The organism is Novosphingobium sp. (assembly GCF_965228995.1).
Taxonomy (GTDB): Bacteria; Pseudomonadota; Alphaproteobacteria; order Sphingomonadales; family Sphingomonadaceae; genus Novosphingobium.
This window is the reverse complement of record NZ_OZ245852.1, coordinates 3,838,661-3,859,751: the sequence shown is the minus strand read 5'-3', so window position 1 is coordinate 3,859,751 and position 21,091 is coordinate 3,838,661. Positions and strand designations below refer to the sequence as shown.

22 protein-coding genes are annotated in these 21,091 nt (G+C 59.2%); 12 read left to right on the top strand and 10 right to left on the bottom strand.

The features are described 5' to 3' along the window. Positions 1-999: an ornithine cyclodeaminase family protein gene (locus ACO056_RS17590; protein WP_421849256.1), complete on the top strand. Its 999-nt coding sequence runs from the start codon at positions 1-3 to the stop codon at positions 997-999. A gap of 143 nt (positions 1,000-1,142) precedes the next feature. Here ACO056_RS17590 and maiA read toward each other — a convergent pair whose 3' ends face one another. The 5 genes from maiA to ACO056_RS17565 all read right to left on the bottom strand — a co-directional run bounded on the left by maiA (position 1,143) and on the right by ACO056_RS17565 (position 6,979). Next, on the bottom strand, positions 1,143-1,832 hold the full coding sequence (gene maiA, locus ACO056_RS17585; RefSeq protein WP_421849253.1) for a maleylacetoacetate isomerase: 690 nt from the start codon (positions 1,830-1,832) through the stop codon (positions 1,143-1,145). Further along, a complete protein-coding gene (locus tag ACO056_RS17580; protein WP_421849250.1) occupies positions 1,829-2,914 on the bottom strand; it encodes an SDR family NAD(P)-dependent oxidoreductase in 1,086 nt (361 codons plus the stop codon). The genes maiA and ACO056_RS17580 overlap by 4 nt, the downstream gene beginning before the upstream one ends. 31 nt (positions 2,915-2,945) lie before the next feature. Further along, on the bottom strand, positions 2,946-5,129 hold the full coding sequence (locus ACO056_RS17575; RefSeq protein WP_421849247.1) for a TonB-dependent receptor: 2,184 nt from the start codon (positions 5,127-5,129) through the stop codon (positions 2,946-2,948). Between the two features lie 241 nt (positions 5,130-5,370). Continuing rightward, positions 5,371-5,994: a TetR/AcrR family transcriptional regulator gene (locus ACO056_RS17570; protein WP_421849244.1), complete on the bottom strand. Its 624-nt coding sequence runs from the start codon at positions 5,992-5,994 to the stop codon at positions 5,371-5,373. 121 nt (positions 5,995-6,115) lie between these two features. Further along, a complete protein-coding gene (locus ACO056_RS17565; protein WP_421849241.1) occupies positions 6,116-6,979 on the bottom strand; it encodes an SDR family NAD(P)-dependent oxidoreductase in 864 nt (287 codons plus the stop codon). Positions 6,980-7,076: 97 nt separating this feature from the next. Here ACO056_RS17565 and ACO056_RS17560 point away from each other — a divergent pair, with 97 nt between their 5' ends. From ACO056_RS17560 to ACO056_RS17520, 9 genes are all read left to right on the top strand, one after another. Next, positions 7,077-8,054, top strand: coding sequence for a phytanoyl-CoA dioxygenase family protein (locus ACO056_RS17560; protein ID WP_421849238.1), 978 nt, complete (start codon positions 7,077-7,079; stop codon positions 8,052-8,054). Between the two features lie 65 nt (positions 8,055-8,119). Further along, on the top strand, positions 8,120-9,532 hold the full coding sequence (locus ACO056_RS17555) for an FAD-binding oxidoreductase (RefSeq protein WP_421849235.1): 1,413 nt from the start codon (positions 8,120-8,122) through the stop codon (positions 9,530-9,532). A gap of 30 nt (positions 9,533-9,562) precedes the next feature. After that, complete coding sequence (locus ACO056_RS17550) at positions 9,563-10,840, top strand: M24 family metallopeptidase (protein WP_421849232.1); 1,278 nt, start codon at positions 9,563-9,565, stop codon at positions 10,838-10,840. Then, complete coding sequence (gtdA, locus tag ACO056_RS17545) at positions 10,837-11,907, top strand: gentisate 1,2-dioxygenase (protein WP_421849229.1); 1,071 nt, start codon at positions 10,837-10,839, stop codon at positions 11,905-11,907. The genes ACO056_RS17550 and gtdA overlap by 4 nt, the downstream gene beginning before the upstream one ends. Continuing rightward, positions 11,904-12,599: a fumarylacetoacetate hydrolase family protein gene (locus tag ACO056_RS17540; protein WP_421849226.1), complete on the top strand. Its 696-nt coding sequence runs from the start codon at positions 11,904-11,906 to the stop codon at positions 12,597-12,599. Before gtdA ends, ACO056_RS17540 begins: the two co-directional genes overlap by 4 nt. 150 nt (positions 12,600-12,749) lie before the next feature. Next, positions 12,750-13,346, top strand: coding sequence for a TetR/AcrR family transcriptional regulator (locus ACO056_RS17535; RefSeq protein WP_421849222.1), 597 nt, complete (start codon positions 12,750-12,752; stop codon positions 13,344-13,346). Positions 13,347-13,412: 66 nt separating this feature from the next. After that, a complete protein-coding gene (locus tag ACO056_RS17530; RefSeq protein WP_421849219.1) occupies positions 13,413-14,336 on the top strand; it encodes an SDR family NAD(P)-dependent oxidoreductase in 924 nt (307 codons plus the stop codon). Then, on the top strand, positions 14,333-14,710 hold the full coding sequence (locus ACO056_RS17525) for a DoxX family protein (RefSeq protein ID WP_421849216.1): 378 nt from the start codon (positions 14,333-14,335) through the stop codon (positions 14,708-14,710). The genes ACO056_RS17530 and ACO056_RS17525 overlap by 4 nt, the downstream gene beginning before the upstream one ends. Then, positions 14,683-15,663, top strand: a complete 981-nt coding sequence (locus tag ACO056_RS17520; protein WP_421849214.1) for a haloalkane dehalogenase — start codon at positions 14,683-14,685, stop codon at positions 15,661-15,663. Before ACO056_RS17525 ends, ACO056_RS17520 begins: the two co-directional genes overlap by 28 nt. A gap of 74 nt (positions 15,664-15,737) precedes the next feature. Here the strand turns inward: ACO056_RS17520 and ACO056_RS17515 are convergent, their stop codons facing one another. Beyond that, positions 15,738-16,148, bottom strand: a complete 411-nt coding sequence (locus ACO056_RS17515) for a DUF4260 domain-containing protein (protein WP_421849211.1) — start codon at positions 16,146-16,148, stop codon at positions 15,738-15,740. 116 nt (positions 16,149-16,264) lie between these two features. Between ACO056_RS17515 and ACO056_RS17510 the strand changes: the two genes are divergently transcribed. Further along, complete coding sequence (locus ACO056_RS17510) at positions 16,265-17,179, top strand: LysR family transcriptional regulator (protein ID WP_421849208.1); 915 nt, start codon at positions 16,265-16,267, stop codon at positions 17,177-17,179. 16 nt (positions 17,180-17,195) lie between these two features. Here the strand turns inward: ACO056_RS17510 and ACO056_RS17505 are convergent, their stop codons facing one another. Together ACO056_RS17505 and ACO056_RS17500 are read right to left on the bottom strand one after the other, a co-directional pair. Continuing rightward, complete coding sequence (locus ACO056_RS17505; protein WP_421855575.1) at positions 17,196-17,498, bottom strand: LysR substrate-binding domain-containing protein; 303 nt, start codon at positions 17,496-17,498, stop codon at positions 17,196-17,198. Between the two features lie 36 nt (positions 17,499-17,534). Further along, on the bottom strand, positions 17,535-17,879 hold the full coding sequence (locus ACO056_RS17500) for a helix-turn-helix domain-containing protein (RefSeq protein ID WP_421849205.1): 345 nt from the start codon (positions 17,877-17,879) through the stop codon (positions 17,535-17,537). Positions 17,880-18,014: 135 nt separating this feature from the next. On the opposite strand from ACO056_RS17500, the gene ACO056_RS17495 reads away from it, so the two are divergent. Beyond that, a complete protein-coding gene (locus ACO056_RS17495) occupies positions 18,015-19,214 on the top strand; it encodes a hypothetical protein (protein ID WP_421849202.1) in 1,200 nt (399 codons plus the stop codon). Here ACO056_RS17495 and ACO056_RS17490 read toward each other — a convergent pair. Together ACO056_RS17490 and ACO056_RS17485 are read right to left on the bottom strand one after the other, a co-directional pair. Next, positions 19,204-20,679, bottom strand: a complete 1,476-nt coding sequence (locus ACO056_RS17490) for a DUF2779 domain-containing protein (protein WP_421849199.1) — start codon at positions 20,677-20,679, stop codon at positions 19,204-19,206. The two genes, ACO056_RS17495 and ACO056_RS17490, sit on opposite strands and share 11 nt — an antisense overlap. Next, the gene (locus tag ACO056_RS17485; protein ID WP_421849196.1) at positions 20,676-20,897 is read right to left on the bottom strand and encodes a hypothetical protein; all 222 of its coding nucleotides are present in this window, start codon (positions 20,895-20,897) and stop codon (positions 20,676-20,678) included. The genes ACO056_RS17490 and ACO056_RS17485 overlap by 4 nt, the downstream gene beginning before the upstream one ends. Positions 20,898-21,091 lie beyond the last annotated feature (194 nt).

The window sequence follows — 21,091 nt, the reverse complement described above, 5'->3', positions numbered from 1 at the left end:
ATGACTACCGGTCCTGTCTGGCTAGGTGAGCGTGAAGTTAGTGCGTTGATATCGCTTAATGAGGCCATTGAAGCGATCCGCGATATACTGCACCAGGAGGCCCGGGGGGAGGCGTCCAACGTAGACAAGGCACTTGCTACGTGGCCCTTCGGCAGCCTTCATGCCCTGGGTGCCGTGTCGCACAACTCGAAGCTCGCCGCGTTCAAGACCTGGATCAATACATCCAAAGGTGCGTCTGCCGTGATCTCGCTGTTCGACGCCGAGTTCGGTACGCTGCACGCGATGATCCAGGCCGGCATGCTGGGCGCACTGCGGACGAGCGGAATTTGCGCGGTCGCGACCGACCTTCTTGCAGATCCGAGCGCCGATGAACTGGCTTTGCTGGGCACAGGACGGCAGGCGCCGCTCCAGATCGCTGCAGTCGGTACAGTGAGGGCGCTTCGGCGCGTTCGCATCTGGTCGCCCAGCATTGAGCGGCGGACAGCCTTTGCGGCGCGCTGCCGCGCGATGTTTCCATTCGAAATTATTGAATGTGAAACGCCCGAGATCGCGGTGGCCGATGTGCCGATCGTCTCGCTGCTCACCAGAGCCAAAGAGCCGTTTCTTTCTGCAGACGCCTTTGCGCCGGGCACACATGTCAATGCAGCGGGTGCCATCCTCCCTACGCATGCAGAACTCCACCCCGGTGCGCTGTCGCAGGCGGCGCTGGTGGTTGTTGATGACCGGGTTGCCGCCGCCAGGGATTCGCGTGAATTTCGCGAAAGCGAAAAGGCCGGCGGCTTTGGCGCCAGCGATGCTGCCACGTTGGCCGAGGTTCTTGCCAATCCACCCGCCTGGAACGCAGGGCGGCTATCGATCTTCAAGCCACTGGGTATGGGCCTGTCCGACCTTGCCGTCGCTGGTGCAGTGTTCGCCAAGGCGAGGGATCGGGCATTGGGGCAGCCGCTCGATCAGCAGCCACTGACACCGCCGCGATGGTTACTTCGATCGACCGATTGACTAATCGGTTGAGGCCGGAGGAAGGAAGATTCCAGATGTCGTGATTTTCGGCTTATCAACGGGAGTCATAAGGGCCGCGAACTTTGAATCGAGCGCGTTGTGGTCGGCAAGATCGACCGGGCGGGGCTTCAAGCGTCGCTGAGCTAGCTTTGCGCATCGGGTTGGCGCGACGGCATGGCCATATTCACCGCAGGCAATGACAAACACCTCGCAAAGATCGCCGCGATGACTGGGTATTGCCCAATATCAAAGTCATACTTCGCGGCATTGACGCATTGCGGGACGAGGCAGATGTCGGCCAGGCTAGGTGCATTGCCGAAGCAATAAAGCCCACGTCCGGCGTGGCGCTGTAGCTGTGCCTCCAGCGCTAAAAAACCCTGGGCAAGCCAGTGGTTGTACCATTGTTTGACAGCGTGTTCATCCGAGCCAAGATTTTCACGCAAATAATTCAGGACGCGCAGGTTGTTCAACGGATGGATATCGCACGCGATCATCTGGGCAAGGCTGCGCACGGTCGCACGGTCCAGCGGGTTGTCCGGCAGAAATGAAGGGTTGGGATGAATTTCATCGATAAGTTCGATGATCGCCAGTGACTGGCTGATGGCATGCCCACTCAGTTCAAGCGTAGGGACCAGCCCGGCGGGATTGAGTGCGAGGTAGTCCGGCAGCCGGTGTTCGCCGCGACGCAAGTGGTAGGAAACCGCTTGATATTCGATCCCTTTGAGATTGAGCGCGATGCGGACCCGAAATGACGCAGAGGATCGAAAATATTCGTGAAGGATCGGATTTGCTTCAGGCGCACTTGCAACCACAGGATCGACCGGTCGGTTCAAAGCACAACGGCCAGTTGCTTGTTGGTGAAGCTGGTGAAGCCCAGCGCGCCTGCCGCAGTCAGAAAGGCGACCGAACTGTCGCGCACCTGATGTGCCTTGAACGCTTCATCGGACTCCCACATTTCGCGCAAATAGATCAGTTCCTCGTTCTCAACGGGGATCATCACCGCATATTCGATGCACCCTGGTTCTGATCGGACAGTCGCAGCATAGTCCGCCAGCGCCTTGATCGCTGGGCTGCGGGCTTCACCTGCCGGCAAGCCAATTTCCGCCATTGTGATCACTCCCTTGGCAGCACTTTGCCGGGGCAAACGATCACTGCCTGGGGCAAGACTGGCGGCCGCCATCAACAGCAGCCGCTTTTGCGTATCGTCCACCAGGCTGACCAGAAACTGATCCTGTTCCAGGCCCGCGATCAAATCTGCTGCGGCACTGGCAGCGGTTTGCATCGTGTCCCATGGAATGCCGCCCGCAGCGATCTCCGGCGCGATCCCGAACAGTTTACCGCTCGTGACGAACGCGGTGTTGGTGATATCCGGGCAGAAGACCGTAACGCCAATCCCGCGCCCTTTTACATAGTCTGCCAAAACCCTGCTCATCGCGATCAACGCGGCCTTTGATGCGATGTATGGTGCAGCAAATGGCAGGTCATGGAACAGGCCGAGACCCGACGACGTGTTGACGATGCGCGCCCCCGGCGCCATCAGCGGCAGCATCCGCGCGATCGACCCGGCAACCCCACAAACATTGACCGCCATCAGATCCCGCCAGGCGGAATCGGGTATTGCTTCCCAAAAGCCACCGACCGAAACCCCTGCATGATTGATCAGCAGGTCCACCGTCCCGAACTGCTGTTTGGCCAGCGCTGCAAGATCGTCCAGCGCATCGCTACTGGCCATGTCACAGGCAACGGCCAGCGCCGTGCCGCCCGCCGCCTTGACCGCCTGTGCCGTCGATTGCGCGGTATTTATATCGATGTCGGCAAGCATGATCGATGCGCCACGCGCTGCCAGCTGCACCGCAATTTCGCGACCAATGCCGCCCACGCCGATGAGAACAACGCGGGATCTTTCGAGCTGCATAAAAAATTCCTTTGTATAAGAATTTCAATTTTCAGAAGTGCGTTCCAAACCGTATCCCGATTGTCCGGGGTGGAGCATAAGTCGCCCTGAATTGATTGATTATCTGGACATAGTCACCACGGACTTTGACGTTGCGATTTTCAATATTATCGACGAAAATCTCGACCTCGTATCTGTCAGCTGGTGTGTGCCATTTTAGCGATGCGCTGGACCGCGTATAGTTCGGCTGATCATCATAGGGGTGAACATCGAACGACCGCAGCAGTACGTGGGACGAATAAAATCCGTCGACGCGCGCAGTCAGCCGGCCGGCACTGTGCAGGCTGGCATCGTATTGAAGTCCTAAATGCGCTGTAAATTTTGGCGAATTGGGAATTTGCGCGCCATCAAGGCTGACCGAGCGAAGCAATGGATCTGCTGGGTCGATCGTGACATAATCTTTGTATCGGGCATGAAGATAGGTAACAGCACCGTCGACCGAAAAAGCCTTGCTGGGGCGCGCGGAAAACTCCAATTCAGCGCCATATATTTTGCTGTTAGCGGCATTCTCAGTCAGAAAAACTGGCGCGCCACCAGCGCCGGAACCCACGAATGAAACCTGCAGATCGCGATAGTCGTAATAAAACACCGCAGCATTGACCTGAACGGACCGGTTCAAAAAGAAATTTTTTGAACCGAATTCCAACGCATTCAACTTTTCAGGGTTGAACGATGGTTGCCCGGCAGCAAAGCCGCCCGCCTTGTATCCACGTCCGAACGAAAGGTAGAACAGGTTCTCCGGCGTGGCCGCAAAATCAACCGATGCCTTGCCGGTCAGGGCATTCCACACACGCGTTTCGGCCATGGTCGATATTGGGCCACCAATGCTGGTGGTATTGATGCCGGCCTTTTCATCCCGCGTGTAGCGCAGGCCGGCGGTAAATTTCAGGCGATCGGCCAACTTGTAAGTCGCCTGGCCAAAAGTCGCGAAACTTTTTGAGCGAAGCGCAAGATCAAGCTGGATCGGTACGCTCGGAATGCTCAGAGCAGCTGGGGCGGGACTATAGTCGACACCCGCGCTATCCGCGCCATTTTCATGAAAGCCATAGATTCCGGCGATCCATTCGACCGGTTTGCCAGACGGTGAAACGAGCTGGGCTTCGACGGAGTACTGCTCACTTGCCTGGCCGACGCGACTGTACAGGATGGTCGCATCGGTCGCATCGCTATCGTGCCAATAGCGATAGGTCTGCTTTTGCCAGCCTGAGATTAGGCGGAACGTCGCACCGCCGGCAAACTCGTCGGGCAGTGTCCATTCAAAGGTGCCGGTGACGGCCTTGGTTGATATGTGGATCGAATCGTTGCCGTTCAGATAGATTTGCCGCGGATCATCCGGGTTGGGGTGCGCGCCGTAACCAAATGGCCCGGCTCCATCGACCGGAAAGGTATAAGGCCCGACCATGATTGGCCTGAATGGACCGGTAACTTTGATGCTGGGGCCGGTTCCGCCGCGATTGGATATGGTGGTGCGAAGCGTCAGGTTTGCATCATTGTTGATGCGAAAACGCAGCTGGCCGCGGATAGAATAGGTGTCCAAATCGTCTGGACTGTTACCCGGATTGTTGAGATTGTGAAGATAACCATCATGGCGATCGTAAACGCCGCTGATACGAAGACCAATCCGGTCGTTGACCAAAGGCACGTTTATAATTCCGCGCAGGCGGCGGCGAGCATAATTGCCAAGCATCACGTCGCCTTCGGCCGAAGCAGCATTTAGGACGGCCGGATTCGTGATGAGGTTTACCGATCCCGCCGTGGCGTTTCTGCCGTAAAGCGTGCCTTGTGGACCGCGTAGCACTTCGATCCGCTGCAAATCGTAGAACAGACCTTCGGGTGCGGTCGAGCGTGCGGAGTAGACGCCATCTACATGAAAGGCGACCGCCGGGTCGCCGCCCGTGGTGATGCTGTCCGAACCGATGCCCCTGACACTGATCAACGCGTTGCCCTGAAATGTCTGCAACGTAAGATTGGGCACCTGCACGGTAAGGCGCGAGGCTTCATCGATATTGCGGTCGGCTAGCATTTTCTTGCTGAACGCATTGATGGCGATCGGCGTGGCCTGCAGGGTCGTTTCCCGCTTTTGAGCGGTGACGATGATTTCCTCGATCTGATTGCCATTTCGCGGGTCAGGCTGCTGGTCCGTTTGCGCTGTTTGCGCTGTTGCTGCGGTGGCCAAGCATAATCCCAAGGACATTGCTGACACTGCCGTTGCTTTGTCTCCTATCATCACGATCTCCCCCAATTGCCTTGTTGCAGGCCTTATGGAAAGACATGATACATTAAACCTTTCCATCGTGTCAACGCTGAACGCGTCAACGGTGCACGGCAATCGCCCGGCAGCGAATCATCCCTGAAATATTGACGCCTTTAGGATTGGTTCAGCGCAGCAAAGCTGCTTCATGTCGTAGCGAACCGGGCTAACCGGTCGCACTATCCGGCTTTGCCCGGTTTCCAGCGGCATAAGGTTCCACTGGGCCGCTTTCATGTTCCATGCTGCCGAATGCCCAAAGTTCAACGATCCCGATCACGGCATCGCGGTAGGTCAGGTTCATACCCCTCAGCCAATCGTCGTCGCGCGCCGCCTGGGTGGCGGCGTCCAGGATCATGTCGGCGACACCTTTAGGAATGCCGGGCTTGAGGAACTTCGAAAATCGGTGCCGAGCATTGCCGATTTCAGCATCAAGCATCTCGCGAAATCTTGCATAGGCTTCGGGATGATCGGTTTCGAGCTGTGTCCAGAAATTCTGCGGAAAAGCGCTCCACATTTCATGCCACCAGCAAATCAGCTCGACAATCTGGCTTCGCGCCTTCGCTGCCGATGACCAGTCCTCCGAAAGTCCGTGCTCGACAAATTCGACCGAAAGCAACTGCAGGAATGCGCTGACAACATCGCCCTTGTTACGAAAATGTCGATACAGCGTTTTGGTACTGATCCCAAGATCCGCAACGAGATCCGACATCGTTACCTCTCGCAACCCATGTTGGCGGACGCGCGCTCTGAAGGCGTTCAGAATGCGGGCTCTGGCCAATTCAGCTTTCATCGGATTCCTGCCTGCAATAATTCACGATGGAAAAATCAATAGGCATAGTCCTCCAGAGTGGAAACTCCCGAGTTCACAACCTTTTCCGGCGCCGCCTCGCGCCGCGCCTGAGCATCGCGCCTCAATCGGTCGTTGGCGATGCATGTTCGAACGGATCATGCTTCAGCATGCGAACACTTTCGGCCCACAATCGCTCGCAGTTTGCGCGGTCGTAGGAGTGGCGTGACGACCGCGATGCACGGCCATTCGCGAAAAATGCGCCGGAAACAGCCTTGTATGCTTCGTCAACAGCAATGCTTACAATGCGTGCTGCGGCGGCTTCGACTGGCTCGGCAAACCAGTGCGAGATCGCACCAAACAGTCTGAGCAGCCCGCGCGAGGTGTCGCGGCCCAGATTCGTTTTGACGACACCTGGATGCACGGCATTTGCCGTTACGCCGCTGCCGCGAAGTCGCTCTGCCAACGCGTAAGTGAACATCACGTCCGCCAGCTTGGACTGTATATAAGCGCGCGCGCCGTTGTAGCGTCGTGCCATCTGCAAGTCGTCAAAATTGAGCTTTGCCCACGGCACTGGCCCAGCGCTGATGTTGATCACACGGCCCGTCCCGGTGTGCGCCAGCAAGGGCAGCAGCAAGCCGGTCAGATGGAAATAGGACAGGTAATTCAGGGCGAAGCTGTACTCCAGTCCGTCGGTTGTAACCACGCGCGTGCTGTGGACGGCCGAGGCCGTGTTGATCAGCCCATCGACCGCATCAACGTGCGATCGAATAGCTTTGGCTGCAGATCGTACGCCATCGAGAGTGGACAAATCCGCCCCGATGAAAATGAGTGACCCAGGCGCCGCAATCCCGGAGACGGCGTCACGCGCGCGCTGTGATGGCCGGGCCACCCCCAATACTCGGTGGCCCCCGGCTACCAGTTGCCGCGCAACTTCATGGCCCAGGCCGCTCGATACGCCGGTCACGACGAATGTCCGTTGCTTCATGCCTCGGTTGATAAACCGATGTTGACAGTTAGGAAAGGAATGAAATATAAAACCTTTCCAATGACGCATCAAAATAGTGTTTTCCGGGAGAAAATTTATGGAAGACGTGAACGTCGTGCCTGATGTGGCTCCAGCGCCTGAACAGTACAAATTCGACAATGCAGACGAGATGACCCGCGTGTGGCGCTATCTCGCGCAACCGATGGTTGAACCCGGCCGGGCACTGCCGGTACCGACCCGGGACCTGGCGGCGTTGATCGCCGACTACGATACACATGGCTATTGCCTGGTTGCCAATGCCGCCGATCCCGAACTTGTCACCGCGCTCAAGACGCGAATTGTCGAGCAATTCGCCGGTGAACTGGCAGTCGGCCGGGCTCTCCAGAACCCTTATGGCGACGAACGCATTACCAATCTGCTCGCTAAAGGGGATGTCTTCCAGCGCATATTCCTGCAGCCGCTTATCGATGATGTGGTTGAGCATGCGCTTGGCGATTCCTTCATCATATCAACGGTTGCATCGGTCCGCACCAAGCCGAGGTCGCTTGCGCAGGGACTGCACATCGATCAATCCTATGTCGGGATCCCGACGCCCATGGCGCTCGTCTGCAATGCGGTCTGGTTGCTTGACGATTTTACCGACGCAAACGGTGCCACCCGTATCATTCCCGGAAGCCACCGCTGGTCGCCGGAAAAAATTGCCCAAATGCATGAAGGCTTGGCGCCATCCGGGGGGGATGGTTTGGCAGATCCTGCTGGAACCATTGCGGCCGAGGCGCCGGCGGGGACATGCATGATTTTTGACGGCCGCCTGCTGCATGGAACGGGCCGGAACAAGACCACTGACCAGACTCGGTCGGCGGTCTTTGCCTATTATTGCAGGCCGTTCGTGCGGCAATTCGAAAACCCGTTTCTTTCGATCCCGGACGACAAGATGATGTCGTTCTCGCCCGAGCTTCGCCAGCAAATCGGCTACCGGCCATGGACCATGGTCGGGGGCTGCGAGGCACCGGGCATGCCGGCGCCGCTTGATGTGGTCAGGCCGCTGCAACACCTTGGTGCCCTTCAAGGCTGAGCCGGGCGTTGGCCGGCCTGCACAAGGCAGTCGGCTGGAAAACCATAAATCATGGGATGCGATTGATGCTCGCTGATACCGATACCTTTGGCACCGCTCCGATCGAGCGCGCGCTGCTGATGCCCCACGATGCCGCCTTTGAATCGGCACGAACATCGCGCATCTGGCATGCGCGCCATCCCGCGCGGTATCCGGCGGCAATTCTGGTTGCACAGACCGAGGCGGATGTTGTGGCGGGTGTTCGCCTGGCAGCTGCGAAAGGTTGGAAGGTTGCGGTTCGTTCGGGCGGGCACAGCTTTCCCGTCTGGAGCTTGCGTGACGATTGCCTGCTGATCGATTTGGGTCAATTGCGCGAGATGACGCTCGACGGCGAAACGGGGATCGCAACCGCGACGCCGGCAATTCAGGGCGGCCACGATCTCAACGCGTTCTTGCAAGGGTATGGCAGGTTTTTTGCCGCTGGTGCATGTCCGTCGGTCGGGCTGGGCGGCTTTCTGGTTCAGGGCGGCATCGGCTGGAATTTTCGGGGCTGGGGCTATGCGGCAGAGCAAGTGGTCGCCATCGATGTCGTTGCGGCAAACGGAGAGTTGCTGCGTGCGTCCGAAACTGAAAATGCCGACCTGTTCTGGGCGATGCGCGGTGCAGGGCCAGGCTTTTTCGGGGTCATAACGCGCTTTCATGTGCGCACGCGGCCGATCCCTTCAGGCCTTGCCGCGACCACGCAAGTCTATCCGGTAAGCGCATTTGAAGCCCTGCTGAAATGGCTCGGCCAGACTCAACACAGCATATCACCCGATGTTCATCTGGTGCTGACAACGCTCGTACCCGACTTTCCGATCCCGGGGCACGAGGGCGAGCTGGTTGCGGTGGTCTGGGGCCTTGCCTTCAGCGAAACTTGGGAAGCCGCAGCTGCGGCGCTAGAGCCGCTGAATTCCGGCCCGCTGGTTTCGCAGGCCTATTTCACGATGCCTGATCAGCCCACCACGCTGGATGCACAATACGCATTTGTCGACGCTGGCCACCCGGCAAATTTGCGCTACCGGGTGGATTCGGCGTGGCTCGAAGGTGACTGGGACGCCATCGCCTCGGCGTCGCGGATGCTGGTGCTTGACCGGCCCCGCAATGAGCGCGGCCATACTTTCTTTCAGTTCGCGCTTCCGCGCCACGCACCCGATATGGCCATGTCGCTCAAGACCGATGTAATGGTCGGCGCCTATATCATCTATGCAGATGAAAAAGATGATGAAGCCTATCGTGCGTGGTCGCTGGCCGCGATGGGCGCACTGGAGCCGTTTACGGTTGGCCAATACTGGGGCGATTCTGACACCCAGCATCGCCGCGTCAAATGCTTGACCGATCCGGCGTGGGAGCGGCTGAAGCAAATCCGCGACAGGCGCGACCCGGATCAGCTCTTCGCGGGTTATCTGGCCGGTGACGAGGGATACGACAACACCAATGGCTGGTCTGGTGCGGTATGACTCTGTCACTACAGTCAGGAGGACAATGTAATGACTGAACCGCGCCGGGTAACCGATCGCTTGCGCGCCTATGTCCCGCAAGTGCCGCTCAGCGAGCGGGATTTGCGCTGGGCGCGCGTGCGCAAGCTTATGGCGACGCAGGATATCGATGCCGTGCTGTTTTTCGGAAACGATATCTACTGGGGCATGGGTATGGCGAACCTTCGCTACATGTTCCAGGTGGACAGCCAGATCGGCGCACATGCGCTGTTGCTGCCCGATGGCGATCCGGTGATCTGGAATGCACCCCCGCATATGAGCCGGCCCACCAACATGTATCTTGCGTTGCAGGATTGGGTGTCGGATTTCCGGCCTGCGCTGGGGCCGGCGGCGATGGTGCACGAAATTGTCAGCCGGGCACCTGGGGCAAGGCGCATCGGCTATGTCGGATTCAGCAACGCGGTCCAGCCATCGAGCGTTTTGGCCGCAGACCTCAATGCGATGACCGCCGGTCTGCCCAACGCGACATTTGTCGATTTGACGCAGGCGATGCAGGCGATGCGGCTGGTCAAGAGCGAGGTTGAGATTGATCTGCTGCGTCAGGCTTCGAAAATATCGCGGCTGACAGTTGACGCGATGGTACATGCCTGCGGGCAGCCGGGCGCGACCGAGGCCAGTGTCTTTGCCGAGATGATCCGCACTCAGATTGCCAACGGCGCAGAACCCAACATCTTCAATTTGATGGCTTCGGGCCCGGTCGACCATCCCGAGGATGAAATCTGGCACTTGCTCCATGGCTGCGAGCAGCCGCTTGCACCAACAATGCGCCCGCTCGATGCTGGCGATATCATGATTGCCGAATGGCACACCAAATTCGGCGGCTACCGCTGCCATTCCGAATATACTGTCTATCTCGGCAAGACACCGCCCGATCCGTTGAAGCGGATCTGGGATGTGACACTCGAATGCTTTGACGCAAGCAAATCGGCGCTGGTGGCCGGGCACACGATCCGCGAAGCCTATGAAATGATTGAACGTCCGGCGATCAGGGCCGGGCTGCAATGGGTTGAACTGGGCTTTCACGCCATGGGCACTGCATCGCCGGAGTTTCCTACTGTCGTCTATCCGCTACCGATCATGGAATCGTTCTTTCCGGGCATCGGCGATTTCGTGCTCGAAGAAGGCATGTGCTTTGGCAACAATATCGATCTGCACGATCCAGCATGGCGGACCGATGTTGGCTGCATGTATTCCGATTTCATGGTGGTCCGCCCTGGCGCTGCCGAGTGTCTGGTCGGCATGCCGCGTGAAATGGGCAGCGCGTTTTGACGGGGGCTGCAAACAGCGGCACCACATCTGCCGGCTGCCGGCCTGATTCATTGCCGCACCTGTTTCAGGATATGGCCAGTTTGTCACTGACCCCGTTGTGGGAAGTGCTGGGTAATCTTGTGCCTCCGCAGCCTCAGTCTCCGGCGTTGCCATGGCAGTGGCACTATGACGATATCCGCGCGTTTCTGATGCGTGCTGGCTCGCTGATCTCTGCCGAACAGGCAGAGCGGCGAGTGCTTATTCTTGAAAATCCCGGCCTGCCAGGCCAATCGGCAATCACTCCCTCGCTCTATGCCGGTTTGCAGCTTGTTCTGCCGGGCGAGGTGGCGCCTGCGCATCGCCATGCGCAATGCGCCTTGCGTTTCGTACTGGAAGGATCAGGCGGTTATACCCGCGTCGATGGCGAACCCGCAGTCATGCACCCGTTCGATCTGGTGCTTACGCCGGGCGGGCAATGGCACGACCATGGCAATGCATCCGATGGGCCGATGGTCTGGCTCGATGGGCTGGATATCCCGATCGTCAGGCTGTTTGATGCAAGTTATGCCGAAAAGTATCGTGAGCCGGTTTATCCCGACAGTGTTGCAGGCGGAGATACGCTTGCACGGTATGGGCAAAATCTTCGACCGATCCGAGGTAGCAGCGCTGACCGGCGGCCGCTAGCCCAGCCCTTGTTCCATTATCCCTATGCCGTATGGCGTCAAAGCCTGCGCCAACTTGCCGCCGCCGAACGACCTGACCCACATCTTGGCCATGCGCTGGAATTCACCAATCCCGCTGACGGTGGTTCGATCATGCCCACGATTTCCGCTGATGTCCGGCTGATCCCTGGAGGATTTGCAACCCGGCCGCGTCGCACGACCGCAGGAACCGTCGTGACGGTGGTGGAGGGCGCAGGCGAAGCCCTTATTGGTGACATCCGCTTCGATCTCGGCACGCGCGACGTGTTCGTAATTCCGTCATGGTGTGCGACACATTTTAAGGCGCGCACGGATCTGGTCCTGTTCTGTATGTCGGACCAGAGCGCGCAACAAAAACTATCCCTTTTCCGCGAGGTCAACGCATGACTATTACCCTGGAGCCCCCGGCACCGGTGCTTGCAGCTGTAGCGGGCGGCGGTTCATTCCCCATTCGCAGGGTATTTTGTGTTGGTCGCAATTATGCGGCGCACGCGCGCGAAATGGGGCGTGATCCTGACCGGGAACCGCCATTTTTCTTTACCAAATGGGCTGAAACCGTCGTGCCGGACGGTGCTATCGTGCCCTATCCGCAAGCAACAACCGATTTTCAATATGAGGCAGAGCTGGTCGTCGCGATCGGCAAGGGCGGCCGCAACATTCCCGTCGAAAGCGCGCTCGACCATGTCTTTGGCTATGCGGCCGGGCTTGATATGACCCGGCGCGATTTGCAATTGCAGGCCCGGGCGCAGGGCAGGCCCTGGGATACTGGCAAGAATGTGGAAGCGTCCTCTCCCTTGGGTCTGATCCATCCTGCCGCCGAAATCGGTCATATCAGCCGCGGATTCATCACGCTCGACTGCGCTGGTCAGGTCAAGCAATCGGCCGATATTACCGATCTGATCTGGCCGGTTGCCGATGTGATCGCCATTCTGTCAGGGTTGTACCGACTGGAGCCGGGTGATCTGATCTATACCGGCACGCCTGCTGGCGTCGGCCCGGTTGTACCTGGCGATAAGCTGATCGTCGAAATCGAAGGGCTGACGGCCGTGACGGTCACAATTGGTCAGCCGCTCGAATAACGGTTCACAAAGGCGCGATTTTGCCAGATTCATCGGACCGCCGGCGCCGACCTGCCAACACGCCAGTGCAGCGAAGCTGAACGACAGTTTCGGTTCAGACACTGAACACTTGGCCTAGGCGAATGAATGCAAGACTGGCAACATAGGCGAATGACAGTCCAGCAATCTTCCAAGGCGCGCCGTATCCCAACACGGGACCGACTGATCGCAGCCGCGTTTACAGTGGTTGCAAGGGACGGGTTAGCGAATGCCAGCGTCAAGACCATCGCCGGCGAAGCAGGTGTAGCGCCTGGGCTGCTCCATTACCATTTTCCCACCAGGACCGCGCTGCTTGAGGCAGCGCTAAGGCGGGGGCTAGATGAGTACCTTGCGGCATCGCGGCTGCGGCGCGCAGCCACGTCACCCGAACGGCAGATTGATGCTTTTTTTACCGCTGCGCAGTCTCTCGCTGCCGACGATCGGGAACTGATCCGGGTGCGGCTGGCATTTGCTGCGGCAGCCCTGTCGGACCATGATCTCCGGGTTGTGCTGCAGTCGCTCAATGCCGAGGCGCAAAGGGAGACGGCGATGGTGTTTGCCAACGCCCGTGGCGCGAACGAACCCGATGCAAAGGAACTTGCGCTGGCAGCCACGATCAAGGCGGCGTTTGACGGTATCATGCTGGCATGGCTCAATGATCCCGGATTTCCGTTAGCGGTCGCCGGGCGAACTCTTGAACAGGCGATGCGTGTTGCGCTTACCGCCTGAAGAGCCTTGACCCGCCACGCCAACGAGGCTAATTTGGTTGAACGACCAACCAAATTGGGGGCGGTAATGATTGTTGTCATGACGGGTGCGACGTCGGGTATCGGGCTGAAAGCTGCCGAACGGCTGCTGTCCTTGCCCGACATGCAATTGATTGTCGGCGCCCGCGATCCTGACCGCGCCCCTGCGATCCTGCGGCGCAAGGCGCAGCTGATCACGCTCGACCTCGCTGACCTTGGCAGCGTCGCATCCTTCGCGCACGAGGCGCGCAAGCTTGGCAAAATCAATGTCCTGGCGCTTAACGCCGGGGTTCAGAACGTGAAGGACACGCGGACAGCAGACGGGTTTGAGGCAACCTTTGCGGTCAATCATCTCGCTCATTTCCATTTGGTGCAGGCGTTGCAGGGCGATCTGCGGCCATCGGGCCGGGTTGTCATCACGGCCAGCGGCACGCATGATCCAGCCGAAAAAACCGGAATGCCCGGACCGCGTCACGCCGACGCCCAGTTGCTCGCGTATCCTGAAACCGATCCCGATCGAGATGCCAAGCCGGTCACGGCGGGGCGTCGCGCCTATACCGCATCAAAGCTCTGCAATGTGCTAATGGCCAGGGAACTGGCACGTCGCCTTGCTGTTTCGGACCCGGGTATCGCAGTGATCGCATTCGATCCGGCTTTCACACCCGGCACCGGCCTTGCCCGCAATTACCCAGGCCCGGTCGGCGCAATTTTTCGCCATGTTCTGCCATGGACTACCCGGCCCAGCGAAAGTGCCAGCACGCCCGCGCGGTCTGGCGAATACCTAGCGAACCTTATCCTGTCGGGTGCCTATGCGAAGGCGCGCGGGGATTATTATGCCGTGAAGGGCACCACTCTGCGGCACCAACCGCCATCTTTGCTGGCGCAAGATCCGGCGGTGGCTGGAGCATTGTGGAACGACAGCGAGCGCCTGATTGCCTCGGCCAGAAGTTTCAACCAGGCAGGTGCAGCATGACCGTCAATGTTTCGGCCCATCGCCGTTTCCCCTTTTCGCTTGTCGCAAAATGGGGTCTCAAAATTGCGCTGGCGGCGTTGTTTGGTTTTGCCGCGTTTGGCAAGCTTACCGCGCGTCCGGAAATGGTTGCACTGTTCACCAAGATTGGCCTGGGGCAGGGGTTCAGGCTGGTTACCGGCCTGATCGAACTCGCAGGCGCGCTGCTGCTGATCTGGCCCCGAACGGCGTTTTACGGCGCGGCTTTGTTGTCGGTGGCAATGGTCGGAGCGCTTATTGCGCAGGCCGGCCCGCTTCACGGTGATATTTTCCATGTGCTGGCAATCGGCGGCCTTTGTCTGCTCGCTGCGTGGATCGCACGACCAAAACCGAACTGACTTCTGCAATCGGAATGACAGGAACCCCGCCGATGACCAATGCTTTGCGCACCCCGGAAGACCGCTTTGCCGATCTGCCCGGCTTCGGCTGGCAACCGAACTATATCGACAGCCTGCCGGGTTATGCCGGACTGCGGATGGCCTATATCGATGAAGGCGCTGCCGATGCGGCCCAGGTATTCCTTTGCCTGCACGGCCAGCCATCCTGGAGTTATCTTTACCGCAAGATGATCCCGGTCTTTCTGGGGAGCGGCGCGCGCGTGATTGCGCCCGATCTGTTTGGTTTCGGGCGGTCCGACAAACCGGTGGACGACGCAGTCTATGGCTTTCACTTCCATCGCAACGCCTTGTTACAATTGGTTGAGGCGCTCGATCTGCGGCATATCACCCTGGTCTGTCAGGACTGGGGCGGATTGCTCGGCCTGACACTGCCTGTCGATACCGGGTTTGCCCAGCGGCTTGATCGCCTGCTGGTGATGAACACCACTCTGGCGATCGGAACCCCGCCAAATGACGCCTTCCTTGCGTGGCGCAGTTTCAGCCGCGCCAATCCCGATCTCGCGGTTGCCGCGCTGATGAAAATGGCGACCCCCATTCTCTCGGATGAAGAGGCCACGGCTTACGAAGCGCCCTATCCCGATGCCAGGTACAAGGCAGGGGTGCGCACTTTTCCCGACCTGGTGATGGTCGAACCGCATCAGGAGGGCGTGGCCGAGAGCCTGGCCGCTGCGACGTTCTGGCGCGATCAGTGGGCTGGAAAAAGCTTTATGGCCATTGGCGCCGCCGACCCCATTCTAGGAAGCCCGGCGATGACGGCTCTCCATGCAGGCATACGGGGCTGCCCGCCGCCGCTGGTACTCGAACACGCTGGGCATTTCGTGCAGGAATGGGGAGAGGAGATTGCAGAGGCTGCGATAGCCAGCTTCTACGAGCATGAGCCGGCAGCGATCTGATTGCCGAACTGACATCGTATCACAATCACAACCGCGCAGCCTTTTGCTTTGGTTGTGATTGCTGCTCCCGGCTTTCAGGGTTTCACCCCGTGCCATCGCGGCACACCGAGATGGGTATGAGCGAAGCCGCTCCGGTATTTCAGCCCATAGCCGACCATGCGGTCAAAACCGATGTGCGCCATCCAGATCAGCCCCAGTTGCACCGCAAGCTGCTCAGGCTGCAAAAATCCCAGACCAAGCAGTGCGGCGGGCGCCAGGTAACTATGGCTAAAGTTGTAAATCGCGGCCCCCCACGCCCGACCCGCAAGATAGCCCAGCATCGACAGGTCCGGCACCAGGAAAATCAATAAAAACAGATGGATGCTGCCTTCGGTGTGCGCATATGCAAACGCGGTCCCTGCCAACACCAACGCGCCTTCCAATCGCAGGATCGTGCGCGGAACGCCCAAAACGTTGCCGGTGATTTGAATGGGGTCGGCGGTCATAAAGCTGGCTCCTGCGCGGGTCCCGAAATGTTGGGGCCGGTTCGTGCAACCGGCTATTGCCCACTGTTCAGATGAACGCCATTGTGTAAGCATGTTGATCTGCTAAACAAAAATATATGATCGATCGTCCGTCCTGGGATCATCTGGCCACATTCCTGTCGGTCATGGGCAGCGGCAGCCTGTCTGCAGCGGCTCGCAACTTGCGGTTATCGCAGCCGACCATCAGGCGGCACGTCGATGAACTGGAACGCCAATTGGGGGTGGCGCTGTTTACCCGATCGCCCAATGGCCTCATCCCGACCGCGAATGCTCTGGCGCTAGTTGCTTATGCGCAAGCCATGGAGGGTGCGGCGGACGCGCTGGTCCGCGCTGCCAAAAGCGATGCGGTGAATGTTGCGGGCACAGTTCGCGTGACTTGCAGCGAAGTGATGGCTGGCGAAATCGTACCGGGCATTCTTGCGCCGCTGCTCCGCCAGCACGCTGCGCTGAATATCGAGATTGTCGCTAGCGATCGCATGGAAGATCTGCTGCAACGCCGCGCGGATGTTGCCATTCGCATGGTTCGCCCGGTGCAGGCCGCGCTTGTGGCGCGAAAGCTGGGTGACGTCAGGCTCGGCCTGTTTGCCAGCAAGCAGTATCTAGAGTATCATGAACAACCCATAGATATCAATGGTCTGGTCGATGGCCATAGCCTGATTGGTGGGGATCGCGATGACCAGTTGATGCTGGCACTGGCTGGACTGGGGCTTGATCCAAACCTGCTCCGCTTTGCCATCCGCACTGACAGCGGGCCGGCCCAAGTGGCGGCGATCCGGGCCGGGGTGGGTATCGGTGTCTGCCAGATCGGGATTGCTGCGCGCGATGCGTCGTTGGTACGGATCATTTCGGAACACAGCTTTGCGCTGCCAGTCTGGATCGTCATGCACGAGGATCTGCGCCATCAACCCAGTGTGCGTGCGGTGTATGACCATCTGGCCAAAGAATTGCTCCAGTACTCAGCACGAGTATCCTCTGACGCCGATTCATCATGACAATCGTACTGACTCATCAAACATTGAAAGCTCCGATAATCCAGCGGTGGACAGCGGCGATAGGTGGCATCCGGCGCAGATCACGGTGTACTGTCAACCACGGCGTGCGTACCGGCGGTGGCAGGGACGTCGGCAACACGATAAGGTTGGAATTTGCCTGTACAAACCGCCGGGCCACTACCCCAATGCCTGCGCCTGCCAGCGTTGCAGCGAACAGGGCGCGCGTGCTGCCGGTGCGCATCCGGATAGCTGGGGTAAGGCCCAGGCTATCGAGCCAGGCGAGTTCGGGCAGGCGACCAAAGCTGTCATCGTAAGTCAGGATAGGCCCGGATCTCCGGTAACGCTGGCGATCCGGCTACTGGTCTGTGGTGAGCAAGGCATTGATTTGCAGCACCGCAATTCGTAGTTTCTCGATGGTGAGGTTACGGCCTGTCGCCAAGAGCTGCATTTCAAGCGAAGCGCGTTCGCTTAGCCGTCCGCCTTCAGTCGGCATCTCGACCAAGCTCGAGAGTGGGCAATTGGTCAGCTCGGCGATTTTATCCAGAATGTCGAGGGGTGGTAGGCTTCGTCCCCGCTCGATGTTGGAGACCGCTTCGGTGGTGCGATCGATCCGCTCAGCCACCACAGCCTGGGTAAGGCCGGCGGATCGGCGCGCAGCTTTGACGCGGGCCCCAATGATTGACTTCAGATCTGTGTTCACGACCCGGATTTTGACGTCGGATCACCACCTGCGTAACCGATTCATAATTCTATTATATATTTGCGAATACGATCTGGACTTCGGGTTAGAACGAAGCATTCGCTCTGTTCCTGCTAACGACGAAGGTTCAGACCGATGACGCTTGTTCTCATTGATAATTCTGGCTCCACACTGGTGCCGCGAATTCCGCAAGGTGATGCCAACGCGGAACATCCACTGCGCGACCTGATATTTGAGCACCCCGCGATCCTGCCGCTGGCTGAACTTGAGCCCGAAATTGGCCGGGTCGTAGCCGTTGCCAAGGAGTTCTATCTTCCAGGGGCAGGTTTTGCCGATGTCCTGCTGGTCAGCGAATGGGGCAGGCTCATCATCGTCGAATGCAAGCTCTGGCGCAATCCGCAAGCCCGGCGCGAGGTGGTAGGGCAGGTCCTCGACTATGCCCGCCAACTCGCACGCTCCGACTACGAAACGCTCCAGGCAGCCATATCGAGCAACCGGCAACGTCGCGGAAATGTTCTCTACGAGCTGGCCCGCGAGGCTGGGAGTAGCATGTCAGAAGCGCAATTCTACGACCGGGTTGCACGCGACCTTGCGGCAGGGCGGTTCCTGCTGTTGATTGCCGGGGACGGCATCACAGAATCTGCGCGGCGCCTGGGAGAATACCTGCGGGACCAGCCCGGTCTGGCTTTTGATCTTGGATTGCTGGAAATCGCCGACTATCGCTTTTCCGACCCTACCACGGGCGAAGAGCGGCGTATCGTCCAGCCACGCTTAATCGCGCGCACACAGATCATCGATCGGTTCGTTATCCGCAGCGAAGTGCCGGGTATAACAATCGCGACGGACGACGACCCCAATATTCAGGTCTCTGCGCGGTCGCCCGGTTCGTCGTCAGAGAGCGTAACGGCATGGCGCAGCTTCATTGCGGATTTTGTCGCAGAGGTCAGGTTCGATGATCCCGCTCAGATGCCGCCGACCTGGGGCGGACCTGGCTGGATGAAACTGCCGTTCCTTGGGCCGGCAAAGCCACGACTCTATCGTTCCGCCAAATCTGGCAATGTCGGCGTGTACTTGAGTTATACAGATGCCGATGGGCAAGAGATCTATGCCAGCCTCCACGAAGATCGCGAGGCAATTGCCGCCGAATTTTTGGCCGCTGGCTTGTCTGAGCCCACCTGGACCAATGAAGATGGAACGGCGACGTTCGCGCTTGCGACCTCGTTCCCACAACCATGGGATGCTGCGAGGGAAGCCGAACAGCGTGCCTGGCTGGCGAGCGCTGCCAACCAGATGGTCAACAGCCTGCGCCCTCGCATCGCGCGGCTCACCGCGTGAGCGCGGCGAGCACCTGAACCATTGCTTCGGTGTCGCGGCGGCAATAGTCGAAGAGCGCGTCGCGGATCGCTGCGGCGCGCTCTGGCGTCGTGCCAGGATCGATCGCCTCGAAATATGCGGTCTGCGCGTCAGTGCCCGACTTGACCTCGACCAAGTCCTCATAGCCGATCGCAGCAAGGGTCGGCAGCACCGCTTTGATCGACCAACTGCCGCGCATGTCGCGATGATAGTAGTTGCGGCGCGCGATGGGCAGTAGATCAACTAGACGATCGGCGAGGCTCTGAAGCGAGGGCGCCAGATCGGGAAACTGCTCGGCAAGCCCCGTCAGGCACTGACGTTCGAACGAGGCATTCCAGGCGATCACAGCGCCGGTCGCCGGCAAGGCGGTCAGTGCTTCAGCACAAGCCCGCCGCGGATCCGAACCGTCGGCGGCCAGGAACGCGATGTGGTCTATTACCCCTTCCGCCGTCTCGATGTGAGCTGAGAACTGAAACGGCACCTGCGTGAATGGGCTCGTACCGATCCACCGCGGAATTGCGAACTGGATCGTCTCGAAGTCCAGAAACACCCGCGGGTATGCCCAGTCGGCAGTCTCACGGCGGACTGCCTCTGCGTCATGGTAGGCCTGGGCAGACAGGGTCGCTGCATGCACGCGGGCGAGCTTTGCATTGGTCATGGCGCCCACCGGCGCCAGGGTGAGGTCGGTGATGCCCTGCGCCAACAAGCTCCGTGCGACCTTTTTGCCAGCGGCATCAGGAAGTAGAGCCACCGGCCATTCCGGTGGTTGTGGCAGGTGCCGGCCGCAATAGGCCTTGAATGAGCACGTGAATGGATCGTCGCAGTGATCACCAAGCTCGCGCACGGGCTCATCGCCGCCCAGCATCTCACGGGCTTGCGCGACGACCTCGGCTCGCCTGGCGGCGATGGGCTCGACCATCGCGAGCACGGGCGTGTCGGCGTACAGCCCGGCGTAGTCGCCCTCGCGCGTAAGCATGAAGCTGCGATCGAGATGGCGGACCGCAGCTGAGCGCACATCGATGCCGCAGGAGCGCATGACCCAAACCTGGGTGGCGATGTCGCCGATATGGTAGGCCTTGACGCCAGTGGTGTTCTTGACCTCGGCGAGGTGCCATCCGCCATCGTGCGGTTCGATGATGTCGGCACGGATCAGCACCCCATCGTGGGCGAAGGTCGCCTCGAATATCGGGCGATCCCATCCAGCGGCTAGCAGGTCTGACGTCTGTTCAACTGCCGCCGCCAAGCCGTCGTTAGCATCGACCATGATGCCATCGGGGCGGAGCCTGCAGGCAAATTCGCCGACCACGTGACCTGCGGCGAACGATGCGCGTACACGGTCAGATTCTTCGGCTAGCTCTGGGCGATGCACGGACAGCCACAGCCGCTTCGGGCACTGCTCGAACAGGCTGATCTTGGATTTGGACAGGCCGAACCGGCGGGACGTCACGGCACGACCTCGCTTGTGAGCGCGGCAATGGCGTCGGCGATCACCATCAAATCCTGGCCGCAGCCATAAAGTTCGCCGGCAATGTCCTGTTGGCGTTGTGCAGCTAGGTTGCGGGCTTCACCCGCGCCTGCGGTTGCAACAGCACATTCCAGTCTGCGGCCGGCCATGGCGAACAGGCGCCGTGGCAGATCTGCGATCTCGTCGTCATCTAGCGTCATAGTGCAAGCAAGCGATAGGTCGGACCCAAAGTCCAGTGGCAATTTTAAGTCTTCCTAACGAAATTCAGCATCGGGTTCAGACACAACCCCAACCAACTCGTAGAAGGCCCAGAACCATAGAAATCTGTGCTTTGCTCGCACATTCTGTTCGACTTCGTTGCCACGGCAAGCATTGCTGTTCGTGACAAACGCAG